The organism is Butyrivibrio proteoclasticus P6B7 (genome assembly GCF_000622085.1).
Lineage (GTDB): Bacteria > Bacillota > Clostridia > Lachnospirales > Lachnospiraceae > Butyrivibrio > Butyrivibrio proteoclasticus_A.
In genome coordinates, this window is the sequence record NZ_JHWL01000001.1 from 297,078 (window position 1) to 313,354 (window position 16,277).

General features: G+C 41.0%; 9 protein-coding genes. All 9 read left to right on the forward strand.

The genetic code is table 11. The features are described 5' to 3' along the window. Window positions 1–61: 61 nt before the first annotated feature. The 9 genes from T541_RS0101355 (at window position 62) to T541_RS0101395 (ending at window position 16,236) form a co-directional block, all read left to right on the forward strand. Window positions 62–8,191, forward strand: a complete 8,130-nt coding sequence (locus tag T541_RS0101355) for an InlB B-repeat-containing protein (protein WP_026651008.1) — start codon at window positions 62–64, stop codon at window positions 8,189–8,191. A gap of 220 nt (window positions 8,192–8,411) precedes the next feature. Then, complete coding sequence (locus T541_RS21780) at window positions 8,412–8,861, forward strand: hypothetical protein (protein ID WP_034465547.1); 450 nt, start codon at window positions 8,412–8,414, stop codon at window positions 8,859–8,861. A 20-nt stretch (window positions 8,862–8,881) separates the two neighbouring features. Then, complete coding sequence (locus T541_RS0101365; protein WP_026651010.1) at window positions 8,882–9,658, forward strand: alpha/beta hydrolase; 777 nt, start codon at window positions 8,882–8,884, stop codon at window positions 9,656–9,658. 85 nt (window positions 9,659–9,743) lie between these two features. After that, window positions 9,744–11,318 (forward strand): glycoside hydrolase family 28 protein, encoded by a 1,575-nt coding sequence (locus tag T541_RS0101370; RefSeq protein ID WP_026651011.1) that lies wholly within the window; start codon window positions 9,744–9,746, stop codon window positions 11,316–11,318. An 81-nt stretch (window positions 11,319–11,399) separates the two neighbouring features. Then, window positions 11,400–11,900 carry a ribonuclease domain-containing protein gene (locus tag T541_RS0101375; RefSeq protein WP_081779811.1) on the forward strand — a complete coding sequence of 167 codons (501 nt, stop codon included), beginning with the start codon at window positions 11,400–11,402 and terminating at the stop codon, window positions 11,898–11,900. Between the two features lie 37 nt (window positions 11,901–11,937). Continuing rightward, a complete protein-coding gene (locus T541_RS18480; RefSeq protein ID WP_034465550.1) occupies window positions 11,938–12,213 on the forward strand; it encodes a barstar family protein in 276 nt (91 codons plus the stop codon). A gap of 147 nt (window positions 12,214–12,360) precedes the next feature. Then, the gene (locus T541_RS0101385) at window positions 12,361–13,506 is read left to right on the forward strand and encodes a glycoside hydrolase family 88/105 protein (RefSeq protein ID WP_026651013.1); all 1,146 of its coding nucleotides are present in this window, start codon (window positions 12,361–12,363) and stop codon (window positions 13,504–13,506) included. 96 nt (window positions 13,507–13,602) lie between these two features. Continuing rightward, window positions 13,603–14,874 carry an SLC13 family permease gene (locus T541_RS0101390; protein ID WP_026651014.1) on the forward strand — a complete coding sequence of 424 codons (1,272 nt, stop codon included), beginning with the start codon at window positions 13,603–13,605 and terminating at the stop codon, window positions 14,872–14,874. 87 nt (window positions 14,875–14,961) lie between these two features. After that, entirely contained in the window at window positions 14,962–16,236 is a 1,275-nt protein-coding gene (locus tag T541_RS0101395) for a M18 family aminopeptidase (protein WP_026651015.1), read from the forward strand. The last annotated feature ends 41 nt before the right edge of the window (window positions 16,237–16,277 follow it).

Genomic DNA, 16,277 nt, shown 5'->3' on the forward strand with positions numbered 1-16,277 from the left:
GAATCTAATAACGCACTTGCAAACATTTTTTATAGAAAACTTTATGAGGGAGGTTTTTCAAATGTTAAAGAAGTGGAACAGATTTTTGGCATTTCTTCTTGCATTGGCATTGATCACAACCATGTTTGGTAGTGATCTTGCTTCAGCGCACGTTTATGCTGCAGCAGAAGAAATAGTAGACGACACATCTTCTAATGATGATATCTGGGAAGACGTTCCAGAAGTAGAAGAGACATCAGAGGATGTAGCAGAGCCTGAGGTTATAGTTGAGGAGACAGATCCTACTATAATCGATGAGACTCCTGCAGAAGAAAATAATGAGGATGGCGATAAGCCAGAATCATTAGAAGGAGAGGACGCAGCTTCAGCAGGAACTGACGTAGCATCAGAAGATGTTACTAATGAGACTGATGATGCAACTGTAGATGAAGACACAGATGCAGCAGAAGCCAGCGATTCATCTTCTCTTGCTTCTTCAGAAGAAGAGGCAACTGAGGCTTCTTCAGAGGCTTCTTCTATCGAGGAAATCGTAGAGGAAGAGGAAAAAGAGCTTCCATTCGAAGAGAGTGATGGTGGTGTTACAGTTAAGGCTGTAGCAGAGCCAGGTGCGTTCCCAGAGGGAACAATCATGGTTGTCAAAGCTCTTACTGAGTCTGAAGCTAAGGCAGCAGCTGACGATGCATTTGAAAATGCGGTAGCTGAGGCTAAGGGTGCTGATATTACTTTCTATTTCAAGGGCGCAGAGATTGAGCCTGCAGAGGGTAAGTCAGTAAAGGTTACAATGTCATTCGACACACCACTTGATGGTGATTCTTATAAGGTTGTGCACGTTGAGGATAATGGTGAGGCAGCCGTTATTGGTGATGCTTCTTCATCAGGTGCAGAATTCACAACCGATTCTTTCTCAATTTATGTTGTTGCAAAAGAAGATGATGACAATGTAGAGCGTAAGATTGAGACCTATACATTCCAGATTTATGAAGATGGTGAGTGGAAAACAATATCAGAGCAGACTGTAAAGTCTGGCGATATTCTTAATAACCCTGGTATACCTGATCTTACTTCTGATGAAGAGTTCAAGGGATGGTTCATATATGAGAATAATGACTGGGGCGCTGAAGTATCATTTGGCGAGAGACAGGAAGCTGATATCGTTCCATACAAGGAGTATATTGTTAGAGCAAAGATTATTACAACATACCATGTTGTATTTATTGGTGTTGGCGGACAGGTTGTTCAGGTTAAGAACGTAACTGTTAAAGCTGGAGAAACACCTGAGCTTACACTTGATGTTACTGTAACTCCTGCAAAGGATACACAGAACTTCACAGGTTGGACAAATAAGGAAGATGAATTCTTCGAAGATGGCGAGCTAATTGATCCATCTAAGGAAAAGAACCAGACACTTACAGCAGTTATTGAAGATGGTTTCTGGGTACACTTTGATGAGAATGATAACGGAACAGGTGGTGGAGCATCTTATACAAAACCTGAATTCGTTAAAGAGGGTGGCTATGCCACAGAGCCAGCTGATCCAACTAGAAATGGTTATAGATTCACTGGCTGGTACACAACTTCAGATTGCAGCACACTCTTTGATTTTGAGAATACTATAATTGAGGATACCACATGGGTATATGCTGGATGGGAAGTTTCTGAAGCTTCATTCACAGTAGTTATCTGGAAGCAGAATATCAACGATAGCAAGACTGCAAATAATTCTGAAAAAACATATGACTATGACGATTCATTTGTGGTTGATAGCTACGAAGCACTCAAGGTAATTACAGATAGCATGCTTGGTGGTGCCCTTAATAAGGTTACATCAGACCCTGAGCATTTTGGTGGATTCCAGCTTAGAAGTGATAAGTATGAAGTTAAGAACGCAGATGCTTCTCTTGGAAATAAAATTTCACCAAAGGGCGATACAGTTGTAAATGTATATTATGACAGAAAACTCATCACATACAAGTTCTATACATGTAATGTGGGAAGGAATGGTGCATATAATATAAAGGCGTATTCACCAGCTTCCATGTCAGGTCTTTATGGACAGCCATTGTCAAAATATACCTATACATGGCCATCTACAAGAGTTTGGCACGAGACAGATGCTGTTGATTCATACAGTGACTGGGGTGGAACGTATTATTACTTAAGCGGAACGCAGATGACTTTCCTGGCACAGTTTAGTACTACAACAGATGTGGATTTCTACAGTACAGATAGTGCTTCAGGATACTATCATTTCTATCATTATAAGCAGAATTTGAATGGTTCATATCCTAATACAGCTACTAATAGCGTGGTTAGTACCGGATCTGGAACATGGTATTTCTCAAATAAGTATGATGGATTTTCAGTAAAGTATTATGCAAAAAGTAGTAATGGACCATGGTCTGAAATAAGTGTTGACGACAGTGTTGTGTATCAAAATACTTCACTTTATATTCGATACGTACGTAATAGTTATAATCTGACAATTGCATCAGTTATAGAGCCTATCGATCCTATGACCGGTAAGCCTGTATCATCTTCAGTAGACGTTCAGAAAGTTTATAGCCTTCTTTATGAAGCAGCTCTTTCTGGTAAGAAGACAGATGCAGAGAACATAGCAAAGAGCTTTGATGCACCTAAGGGATATACAGTTAAGACAAAGGATGGAGTATATCTTTGGGCTGACCAGGCAGGTACAGTTCCATTTAACTGGAACCAGACGATGCCAGCAAATAACAATACAAGAGCATATATTGTTCTTACAAGAGCAGAATACCCAGTAGTTCTTGATCTTAACGTAGATAATGACTTCAATCCTGATACAAAGACTGGATATGATGAGGTTAATACAAATGGACAGTCAACAGGCTGGTGGTCATGGCACGGTGATACAATTGATAAGGATTCTATCACAACTAAGTTTAAGAGACCTGGATATGAGCTTGTTGGTTGGTTTAACGCTAATGGCGAGCCATATGACTATGGTAAGGTAGAATCTGCAGTTACAATCTATGCTAAATGGCGTAGAGTTGGTGGCGTAAGCATTGTTTACCTTGAAAAAGGAACTGCTACAGTAGATGGTGTAGTTGTAGAAGTAACTGGTGAAATGGATCCATCTGCATTAGATACATACAACTATGCAGCGGATTCAACAGTTGTTGTAACTAAGGGACCAAAGGCTCCTGAAAAGTATACCTTTATTGGATGGGAACTCCTTGATAACGAAGGCAATGTTGCAGAACTTTATTATCCAAATGCTCACTTTGATATTGTTGATGATTATATTGTTTCCAGAACAGAGGGTGAGACAGTTATTAACGAAGTATTCCTTCGTCCACTCTTTGAAAAGACTGGTGCAGGAACAGATGATGTATATACATCTATCTGGTATGATCCTGGAAAAGGACAGGGTACAGCAACAGAAGTTTCTACAATTGATGGAAACAAGATTCGTGTAAATCAGGCAGTAACAGCTTGGACATTAGAAGAAGCAACAGCTAAGGGATTCAATTATCCTGGTTATGAGCTAGTAGGATGGAATATTGATCCTGAAGCAGCAGCAAATGGTGAAGTTCTTGTTGCTCTTGGCCAGAAGTATATTATTGCTGATAACGTAAACAGAGAAAACGAAGGTAACCCATATCCTAACTATTTATATGCTGTATGGGAAGCTAAGTTTGGAACATATAAGGTTAACTACTATGTTGGAAGCGTATCAGAGGACAATTATAAGGGAAGTTCTAAGAACTATATAGTTCAAGTTGGCACAAAGATTACACTTACAACAGAGCAGACTGATGATCAGCCTACAATTAACCTTTGGAAGCCTGATCAGGGCTACGTAGATGGCCGTCAGGATAACGAGCTCACAGTTGACGTAGATACATTTGATGCTCAGGGTAATGTAATTCCTCAGGTTATCAATGTAATCTATGATCCTATCGAAGTAACTGTAACCGTTAAGGGTCTTACAAAGACTTCTGATTACACAGGAGTAGAACAGACCTATAAAGAATACGAAGTAGTTCAGATCGAAGGTGAAGGCTACACAGCAGACTACTTTAAGCTTAAGGATGGCTTTGCTGGTGCACATGGTACCGATGTTGATACATATGACATGGGTCTTGAGGGCACAAGCGAAGATGGTGCTACAGCAGATACTTGCAGCTTTGTAAACACTAACGAGAACTTTACTAACGTTAAATTCGTAGTACAGAGTGATGGATCACTTACAATTCAGCCACTTAAGATCACAGTTACAATTGTTGGTGATCAGGTGAATGCTACATACGATGGCAATCCACACAAGGCAGAGGGCTATACAGCAACAGCATCAAGCACACTCTATGATGTAAATGCTGATTACTTTGTATATTCACACAACCAGCAGACAACTGTTGATGAGAATGGTAAGCCATATGTTTCAAGAACTAATTCAGGAAAGTCTCCTATGGAACTTAGACCTGGAGATTTCGAGAACACAAATAATAACTTCACAATCACTGAGTATGATTTAACTGATGGATATGTAAATATTACTGGTTCAAGTGATGAGCTTGTTATTACAATTACTGGTAATCATACAATCGCTGATTATGACAGTGAAGAGCATACAGCAGTTGGATACACATTTGAGTCTTCATCAGATCTTTTCACAATCGATATGCTTAACTGCGATTACGATAGTGAGACTGAGCCTTCAGTAGAAAGAACTGATGCAGGAACAACTAATATGAACCTTTCAGAGGATAACTTCTCTGTAAAGGATGAGTACAAAGATAACTTCTCAAAGATAACAATTAACGTTACAGACGGATATGTAAAGATCAATCCTCTTAAGGTAGATGTTACTGTAACAGGTGACAACATTACTAAGGATTATGATGGAAGTCCATATTCAGCACAGGGATATAATGTAACAGCAAGTAACGACCTCTTTACTAAGGATGACCTTGCTTACACACCTGGCCCAGATACAAGAATTGAGAATGATGAGCCATACGTAGAGGGAACAAACGCAGGCGATTATCCTATGGGGCTTGCAGTAGGTCAGTTTGCACTTAAAGAGAATTCTAACTTTGAAATTAATTCTCTTGACGTAGTAGACGGATTTGTAAAGATCAATGCAATCGAGATCACAGTTAATATTACTGGTAATACAAACACCGGTAATGTATACGATGGTCTTAAGAAGAAGGCTACAGGATTTAATGTAGAAGTTGATGGAAAGCCAAATATGTCTTACGTAGTTGGCGAGGACTTCACATTTACACCTTCAGAAAACGTAACAGTAGATGATGCAAATGTGCCTTACGTAGAAGCTGCTGATGCAGGAACACATTACATGAATCTTGCAGAAGATCAGTTTGTAAACACAAACCAGAACTACAGCAAGGTTAAATTCAATGTAGTAGATGGTTATGTTGAGATTACTCCTATTTCAGGTGTGGAAGTTAAGATTACTGGTAACTATGATATAGTTACATATGATGGTAATCCACACACTGTAAATGGATTCACAGCAACTACTACAGATAAACTGTATAAAGTAAGTGGCGCCAATGTTGATTTCAAATTTAATGGTAACGCTACTATAACAGAGACCAATGTTAAGACTGAAGGTGGTCTTCAGTACAAGATGGGTCTTAAGACAAGCGACTTTGAAAATAAGAACCCTAACTTCACAGATGTTAAGTTCACTATTAGTGTAGATGGCTTCCTTCAGATCAATCCTCTTGGCGTTACTATCACAGTTACAGCTAACAGTGATGAAGTAAGTTATAACAGAGAGAAACATTCAGTTTCTGGTTACACTGTAGAAGCTTCTACTGAGCTCTACGATGTAACAAAAGTAGAATTTGATGCGCCAGAAGGTATGACAGTTGATGAAGATGGTATGCCTATGGTAGAGGGAACAGATGCTGGCGAGTATCCTTTGGATCTTGATAAGTCGATGTTCGCTAATACTGATACTAACTTCAATGAATCATTTGTTGTAAATGATGGCTTGTTGAAGATTAACAAGATTTCAGCTACAGTTGTAATCTCTGGTAATACTGATACTAAGGTCTATAATGCAGGTCCTCAGAGAGTAGAAGGCTACACAGTTGGCGATATCTCTTCAGATTATTATGAAGAAGGAGATTTCGAATTTGTTTCAACTGATGACGTTACATCTGAAGATGGTCAGCCTTACGTAGAAGGAACAGATGCTGATACTTATGAAATGCATCTTACTTCAGCTAACTTCAAGAATAACAACGAGAGTGTTGATGTTTCATTTGAAGTAACTGATGGTTGGCTTATCATTACAGCATCTGAGGATGAGATTGTTGTAACTATTACAGCAGATACAGTAACTGAGACTTATGATGGAACAACATATTCTGTAACTGGCTATACAGTAAAGACAAATAACGATAACTACACAGCGGCAGACTTCACTTATACTCATGGAGACAAGACAGAAGTTGACGGAGACGGAATACCATATGTAGAGGGATCTGATGCAGGAATTTATGAAATGCATTTGTCAAAAGATGACTTTACTAATATAAGTGAAAACTACTCTAACGTAACATTCGAAGTAACAGATGGTAAGGTTATCATCAATCCTAGAAGCGTAACAGTAACTGTTGCTGGTAAGACAGCTTCAGAGCCATACAATGGCAAGTTACAGGAACTTGATGGCTACGAATACGAAATTAAAGATGAGTACTACACAAGAGCTGATTTCGAAGTTGATGAAGATGACGCTCATGCTGAAGGAACAAGTGTTGGCTCATACGACATGGAACTTTCAGAAGATAGCATCACAAATACTAACTCTAACTTCGAAGTAACCTTCGCAGTAACAAATGGTAATCTCACAATCAACAAGCTTGCTATTACAGTAAATATTACTGGTCATGAGGCTGCTTTCGACTTTGATGGAAGCGAACATGAGGCTAGAGGCTATGATGTAAGCTTCGAAGATACAACAGCAGCTTCAACAACTGGCGCAAGTGGATTTGTATACTTTGACGCAGATGAGATCAAGGCAATCTATGATGAAAGCAATATCGTATTTGACTTTGATGGTGATGGAACACCTGATACAAATGATGATGCTGTAGTAACCGGAATTTTACCAGATGGTACTAATGATAAAGACTATCCAATGGGACTTGTTACTGCAATGTTTGGTAACAGTGACGATAACTTCAAAGTATCATTCGTAGTAGAAGATGGTAAGCTCACAATCAGACATAGAGAGAATCCAATTGAAATAGCTATTAGTTCAAATGATGTAGATAGCGTTTACAATGGTTACATCCAGGAATACAGAATCACAGCTAATGTAGGCGTTGAGGATACTCATGGAGTAGCAGCTGTAATCGAGACCATCAAGAATGCAATCAAAGACTTCTTCTCAATTGGAGTATTAGTTGCTCATGCAGAAGATGGCGATGTAGAGTTTACAAAGGACGGTGTAACATACGTATTTAAGGGAGCTGTTGTAGAGACAAGCGGAAGAGAAATTGGATCATATCCGTTCAGACTTGCAGGCGACTACGACATCATGCTTGATGGTGTAAGCGTTAAGTCTGAGTTCACTCTTAACCGTGACAACCTTGGATACCTCAATATTGCACAGGCTCCTCTTACAATCACAGCTGATGATAAGGCTAAGTATGTAGATGAGACAGATCCAGAGTTTACAACAACTATTGTTGAACTTCTTGGAGAAGACGCAGGACTTGAAGTTCCTACATATTGCATCAGAGATGATGGAGATGCTGTAGGACAGTACAAGATTCATCCATATATTGGATATGCTGAGGATGCTGATATTCCTATCGAAGAATTAGATGAAGAAATATTTGCAATCCTTGAGAATTACAATATAGAGTTTGTTGACGGTACACTTACAATTAGTAATCGTCCTACACCTCCTGATAACCCACCTTCAGGTCCAACTGGTGGCGGTGGTGGAACACCTACAACTGATGCACCAGCACCTGCACCAGCTCAGGCAGTACTTGGTGCAAGAAGAGAAGAAGGTAACGGCCAGGCTGTTCTCGGCGCAAGACGTGGAGGAACAGACGATTTAACAAATACTCCTTCAAGAGTAATTGCTATCATCGTTGCAGCCGCTATCGCAGCTACACTCTTTGTTACTTCCAAAAAGAAAAAGGAAGAAGAGGAAGGCTGATAACTAACTTTACCCACTCTTAACATTCTATATAGGGGCCGGCCAGAGTTCTTCTGGCTGGCCTCTTTCTCTTTTGACAAAAGAAATACATAAAATTTATAATTAATTGTGTGGATGGAATTATTCCCAATTGATAATGATCAGTGGCTATATGGCTGATTATGTTGACTTTAGATACGAATTTGATATTAATTTGACAATATGGCGAGGATAACATATTATGGCACAGGCTCTTCTTTTTGCCAGAAATCTTATTTGTATATGCATTGATGGCAATGAGGCTAATGATTATCAGGGCAGGATATACCAACAATACGACAAGGAAGCTATTTCTTTTTCCGGAATTATTGATATGCTTGTTTCTATAGATAATCTTTATGATGAGTGGGATTTCCCACAGGATGCTCTTGAAAAGAGACATTTTAATAAGGAAAAGAGAAGTGGTAAGAGGCGCGACAACACCACACTTAAGATAGACAGTATAGCGCAAAAGAGCTCTGTACAAAATGTTCAGAATCAGAAGGGCGAAAAGGCTACATTCTTTGTTCAGACCAAGTACAGGCAGGATGCCACCTGGCAGGGCGTCGTTGTCCTTAAGGAAAAGGACGAGAGCCGTGAGTTTCAGAGTGCTATGGACCTTATCAGGATAATCGATGAGGTTTGCGGTTAGGGAGATATATTTTTTGCCATATGAGTAAGACTAAGTTTAAGAAGATCATTAAGTGGATATGTTTGATACTATTAGTTGCCTTGATCGGCGCTGGTATTGCTTTTAAGATCTATACAAGCAAATACTACAGGGCTGATGAGGCAACTATTAATGTGATAAAAGAGAAATATAAGGACACAGTAAGATCTTATTCAGACAATAAGGGAGAGGTTTTCCTCCCTGTGGATAAGGATATCAGGGCGGTCATAGTTTTTTATCCCGGTGGAAAGGTAGAATATACTGCCTACGAGGGACTTATGTATGAGCTGGCTGACAGGGGGATTGTATGTCTTTTGCCTAAGATGCCTGAGAATCTGGCGTTCTTTAGATTGAATGCGGTTGAGAGTATTCAGAAGGGCTATGAAGAGGAGACTGCTCTAGCAGATGGTGTAGACTGGTATCTGGCTGGTCACTCTCTTGGCGGAGCTGCGGCAGCTAAGTATCTGTCCAAGAATGTTGATAGTGATAAGAATTATAAGGGGCTTATTCTGTGCGCGTCTTATAGCGTTGATGATCTGTCTGATACAGATTACAGGCTCCTTTCAATATATGGATCTAACGACAGGGTTTTAAATATGATCTCTTATAGACTTAATAAGCGCAATTGGCCTAAGGATGCTACGGAGATCGTTTTTGGTGGTGGAATACATTCTTATTTTGGCTGTTATGGCATTCAGAACGGTGATGGGAAGCCGGGTCTGACTAATCTTGAGCAGATAGAAAGAACTGCAGAGTATATCAGCAATTGGATTGATTGATGAGGATTAGATAGAATGCGGTTAGTAGCAGCTATATGTGTATGAATGCTGCAATTGAATATAGAAAGAATCGGGGAATGAAGGTATGGAATTTAAGATTGTTGATGTGTTTAAGAGGAGCGTTACGATAGAGCTTGAGTCGGATACATGTTTCTGTCAGGAAAAAACATATGATATCCGAATTGACGATAGAATTATTACCACAGATAAGAATGTGGTTTCTGTGACAGGTCTTTTACCAGATCACGAATATGAGATTGTTGTTGAGTTTGACGGGGTTAAGAGTAACAGGTGTTTTAGAACACAGGCAGAGTCTTATCTTCTGAACGTGAAGGCTTTTGGAGCCAAGGGAGATGGGATAACAAATGATACTCCTGCCATTCAGGCCGCTATCAGTGCCTGTCCTGAGAATGGTACAGTTCTTTTACCAGCTGGTACCTACTATGTGACTCCGCTGTTCCTTAAGAGCAATATGACGTTGTGGCTGGATGAGGGAGCAACCCTGCTTGGCGATAATAACAGGGAGCATTATCCGATTATGCCAGGAATGGTGCGCTCTACAGATGAGAAGGATGAGTTCAATCTTGGAACCTGGGAGGGCAATCCTCTTGATTCCTTCGCTTCTCTGATTACTGGTATTGATCTTGAGAATGTGGATATTGTGGGACCTGGAACCTTGGACGGCAATGCCCAGAATGCTGACTGGTGGGTGAATCCAAAGGTTAAGAGAGTGGCTTGGCGTCCTAATATTTTGTATCTTTGCAGATGTAATAATGTGAGAGTTCAGAATATCAAGGTGCAGAATTCACCTGCGTGGAACGTGCATCCTTATTACTGCGATAATCTGGCGTTTCTTAATCTTCATATCCAGAATCCATCAGATTCTCCTAATACGGACGGTCTTGACCCGGAGAGCTGCAAGGATGTGCTGGTGCTGGGAACGGTGATCTCTGTAGGTGATGACTGTATGGCCATCAAGAGCGGCAAGTACTACATGAGCCTTAATCACCACAAGGCTACTGAGAACATGGTTATCCGAAATTGCAAGTTTGAGAAGGGCCATGGCAGCGTGACTGTGGGATCTGAGGCTGCTGGCGGTGTTAAGAATATCAGGGTTTCTCAGTGTATCTTTGATGGAACTGACAGGGGACTTAGAATCAAGACCCGTCGCGGACGAGGTGAGAGATCAGTCCTTGATGATATTGTATTTGAGAAGATTAAGATGAATGGTGTTCACATGCCATTTACTGTTAATATGTTTTATTTTTGTGATCCTGATGGGCACAGCGACTATGTTCAGAGCCAGAAAGAGGCTCCTGTGGATGAGATGACACCTGTTATCGGTTCCATTATAGCGCGCGATATTGTTTGTGAAGACGTTAATGCCTGCGTGCTTTGCGCTGTGGGACTTCCAGAGAGGCCTATTGAGAAGCTTGTGCTTGAGAATATCAAGGCCAGCTTCCTGCCTGAGTCAGAGCAGGTGCCAGAGCGACCTGTAATGATGGACAATTTCCAGGAGATGAAGGGCAGAAGCGTTTATGCCAAGAATGTGTCTGAGCTTGTGATCAGGAACGTGACTATCCAGGGTGCTTCAGATTCTGAGCCAGAGTGCATTGGAGTTGCGAAGACCGACGTGGATGGGCTTAGATACGATGGATGAGTGTTGGAACGCATGCCTTAATGAGAATATCTGAACAGATATTTGAGATGGAAAATACATAAAGGAATATCACATTACATAATGAAAATTATAAAGAATAGAATTAGGAATAGATTTGTCGCAGCAGTGCTGTTACTGATGGTGGCCTTTGCGATGGTGGGATGTCGTGGCAAAGTCACACCAGAGCAGGCAGTCACTGGGGCTACAGAACAGGCTACAGAGTCAGAATCCCAAGAAGCTCAGCTGGCAGAGGATGGCGTTTACACCACCAAGGAGGATGTAGCTCTTTATATACATATTTATGGACATCTTCCTGACAATTTCATTACCAAGAAGGAGGCCAAGGCCCTGGGCTGGCCAGGTGGATCTCTCGAGGGATACGCAGATGACAAGTGCATTGGCGGCGACTACTTCGGTAACTACGAAGGAGTTCTTCCAGAGGATAAGAAGTACCATGAGTGCGACATCGATACGCTGGGCAAGGACAGCCGTGGAAGCAAGCGAATTGTTTATTCGGATGATGGATACATCTACTACACAGAGGATCACTACGAGACCTTTGAGTTGTTATACGAGCCTTGAGCAAGCAGAAAAAGCAATACAAGTTAGGAGTTATTTAGTGGAACAGGTTTTTTATATTGATTTATCAGAAGTACTTACAATTGAAGATTTTCAGGAGGCGCTGGCCAAAGAGCTGCCTCTTCCGGAATATTATGGAATGAATCTGGACGCCTTCAACGACGTTCTTATTGAGTTTGGTTCTGAGTGGAACCTTATCTTTTACAACACAGCCAGGGCGGAGATGTCCCTTGGCAAGTATTTTGTTGCCTTCCAGAGACTATGCGCAGATGCCTGCGAAGAGTTCCCTACAATGAAAATCCGTTTCTTTAATTAAAAATCTTTGCCGTTTCCGTGAAAATCCTTTGACGGAGACGGCTTTTTTTGATAAAATGTAAGCGCTTACATAGAGAACACAATTGGGGAATAAGTGAACCAATATAATACAACAAGAACTGTCTAATCACACAATATCGGGGGTCTTATGACAAGAGAAGAAACTTACAAAATGCTGGATGAATACGTGGATTTCCTGCTTCAGAATTCTGATGCGGAGCATCCATACTGGAATATCGAGAAGGTTCGCAGTGGCAAGCCTAACAAGTGGAACTATGTGGATGGATGCATGATCACCAGCATTCTTTCCTTATATGAAATGACGGGCAAGAAGGAGTATCTTGATTTCGCGGACAAGTTCATGGACTGGTTCGTTCAGGAGGATGGCCAGATCAAAACCTATGATGTTGCAGAGTACAATCTTGATAACATCAATCCTTCCAAGAATCTCTTCAAATTATATGAGTACACAGGCAAAGAGAAGTACAGAAAGGCCATGGACACTGTAAGAGCGCAGCTGGACACAATGCCAAGGACCAAGGAAGGCAACTTCTGGCACAAGAACATCTATCCAAATCAGGTGTGGCTTGATGGCATGTATATGGCTCAGCCTTTCTATATGGAATATGAGACCAGATTCAACAAGATGCAGGGCTGCCTTGATTCCTTCAAGCAGTTCAAGAACGTTGAGAGGCTCATGAAGGATCCTAAGACCGGGCTTTATTACCATGGCTACGACGAGAGTCGCGAGATGTACTGGGCTGACAAGACTACAGGCTGCAGTCCTAACTTCTGGCTCAGAGCTCTTGGCTGGTTTACAGTGGCTCTTGTTGATACTGCTGAGGCTATGCATGAGTCCATGTATTATGAGTACCGCTATCTCCAGACTATGTTAAAAGAGCTATGTGACAGCCTTCTCAAATACCAGGACGAAAGTGGTATGTTCTATCAGGTTGTGGATAAGATGGAGGATGACAGGAACTACCTGGAGACCTCTGGAACAGCTCTTATTGCTTACGGAATGCTTAAGGGCGTGCGCCTTGGATACCTTCCTGAGAGATTTAGAGATGTGGCTATGAAGGCCTTTGATGGAATTACTTCCAAATATCTTTCAAGAAATGAGGACGGTTCTCCAAGACTTGGAGGTATTTGTCTTGTGGCTGGTCTTGGAGGCAAGGACCACAGGGATGGTTCTTTGGAATACTACTTCTCAGAGCCAGTTGTAGAGAACGAAGCGAAGGGTGTAGCACCGCTTATTCTTGCCTATACTGAGATTCTCAGATGCTCTAGATAGTAGTGGATAATCAATTGATTTTGTGCGATAATAGGTTTCGAGTCTGTCCTTTTTTACAGATGAGAAACCTATTTTTAATTGGATTGGAGAATAAAATTGAAAACACCAGCAATTATCTTATTTGTACTTATGTATGTACTTATGATACTGCTTCCTAAGAGAAGAGCCATCGTAGCTCTTTCTACAGCAGCTATCTTTGTTATTGTAGGAATCCTTCCTGTTGGTCAGGTATTTGGAGCCATTGACTGGAACGTTCTTATGATGATTTTCGGAACTATGGTAATCGTAGATTACTTCATAGAGTCCAAGATGCCTAATAGAATTGCAGAATCTCTTCTGCGTATCTCACCTAACGTAATGTGGGTAACAATATTCATGTCACTGTTCTCAGGTATCATTTCAGCGTTCATTGATAACGTTGCAACAGTTCTTATGGTAGCACCTGTTGGACTTGCCATTTGTAAGAAGCTTAAGATCTCACCTGTTAACATGATCATTTGTATCGCTGTTTCATCTAACCTTCAGGGCGCAGCTACTTTGGTTGGTGATACAACATCTATCATGCTTGCTGCTGCAGCTGGTATGGACTTTAACGACTTCTTCTGGATGCAGGGTCATCCTGGTATCTTCTTTGCTGTAGAGCTTGGTGCTCTTGCAACTGTACCTATTATGATGTTTATCTTCAGAAAGGACAAAGAGCCTGTTACTTCAGAGGAAAGAACAACTGTAACAGATTACGTTCCAACAATCATGATGCTTGGACACGTTGTTCTTCTTGTTATTGCATCTTTCTTCCAGAACAAGCCAGAGATCACAAACGGTGTTATCTGTATGGTTTGCGGAATCATCAATATTGTATGGGAGATCTTCTTATCTAAGGGAACTGAGAGTATGAAGCACTCACTTAAGGCTATCGACTACGATACAATGTTCCTTCTTGCTGGTCTCTTCGTTGTAATTGCTGGTATTACTAATGTTGGAGTAATTGACGAGCTTGCTCAGATCATCGCTGATGCAGGAAAGGGCAATGTATTCCTTCTATATACAGTTATCGTATTTGGTTCTGTTGCTATTTCAGCCTTTATCGATAACATTCCTTATGTAGCAACAATGCTGCCAGTACTTGCCAGTCTGTCAGCTGTTATGAATGTAAGTCCACTTCTTCTTTACTTCGGACTTCTCATTGGTGCTACTCTTGGTGGTAACCTTACTCCTATCGGAGCTTCTGCTAATATTGCAGGTGTTGGTATGCTTCGTAAGGAAGGCTATGAGGTTAAGTTTAGAGACTTCATGAAGATCGGTGTTCCATTTACACTTACAGCAGTTGTTATGGGATATCTTTTCATCTGGTTCTTCTACGCAGGTTAATGATCAGGCTTGGTCGTTATCCAGAATAACGCATGTATTCTGAATCGCGTGTTATGCGATAAATAATATAATTTTCGAGGTTTAACCATGAAAAAGACAAATGTAACTACTGAAATGCTTGAGTTTATAAATGAGAGCCCTACTTGCTTTCACGTTGTAGACAACCTTAAAAAGCGCCTGTTATCTGAAGGCTTTAAAGAGCTTAAGGAGACAGATGAGTGGAAACTAAAGGCTGGTAAGTATTTTGTTACCAGAAATGATTCTTCAATCATTTCCTTCAGAATTCCTAAGAAGGATTTCAAGGGCTTCTACATGACAGCAAGCCACAGCGATTCTCCATCCTTCAAGATCAAGGAGAATCCTGAGATGGAAGTATCTGATGCTTACATCAAGCTCAATGTTGAGGGCTACGGCGGAATGCTCTGCGCTCAGTGGTTTGACAGACCTTTATCTGTAGCTGGAAGAGTTATCATTGCAGATAAGAAGGGCGGTATCAAGACTAAGCTTGTTAACGTAGACAGAGATCTTCTTATGATGCCAGCTCTTGCTATTCACATGAACAGAGAAGCTAACAAGGGCTATGAGTACAATGCTCAGAGAGATATGCTTCCTGTATTTGGCGATGTTAACTCCAAGGATAAGTTCTTTGAAATAATTGCAAAGAGCGCAGGAGTTAAGAAGGATGAGATTATCGGACACGATCTCTTCTTATATAATAGAGTGAAGTACACAACCTGGGGCGCAGACAATGAGTTTATCTCAAGCTCAAGACTTGATGATCAGGAGTGCGTATTTACTACATTTGATGGCTTCATCAAGGCTGCAGATTCTGACAATTGTCAGGTTCATTGTGTATTCGATAATGAAGAGGTTGGCTCAGGAACCAAGCAGGGCGCGGCTTCTACCTTCCTTAAGGATACACTTACAAGGATTAATGCAGCTCTTGGAAGAAGTGAGCAGCAGTACTACACAGCAGTAGCTAACAGCTTTATGATCTCTGCTGATAATGCTCACGCAGTTCACCCTAATCATACAGATAAGGCTGATCCTGTTAATAAGCCAGTTATGAACAAGGGAATTGTTATTAAGTATAACGCTAATCAGAAATACACTACTGATGCGGTTTCTGCAGCTACCTTCAAGATGGTCTGCAAAAAGGCTGGCGTTCCATTCCAGACCTTTACCAACAGATCTGATATGGCTGGTGGTTCAACCCTTGGTAATATTTCTACATCACAGGTTGCAGTTAACACAGTAGATATCGGACTTGCGCAGCTTGCAATGCATTCTCCTTATGAGACAGCCGGCAGCAAGGACGCTGAGTATCTCGCAAAGGCTTCTCAGGTCTTTTACGAGAGCTAATATAGTATTAAGCGGCATTTAGAATATCATCTGATAGCCGT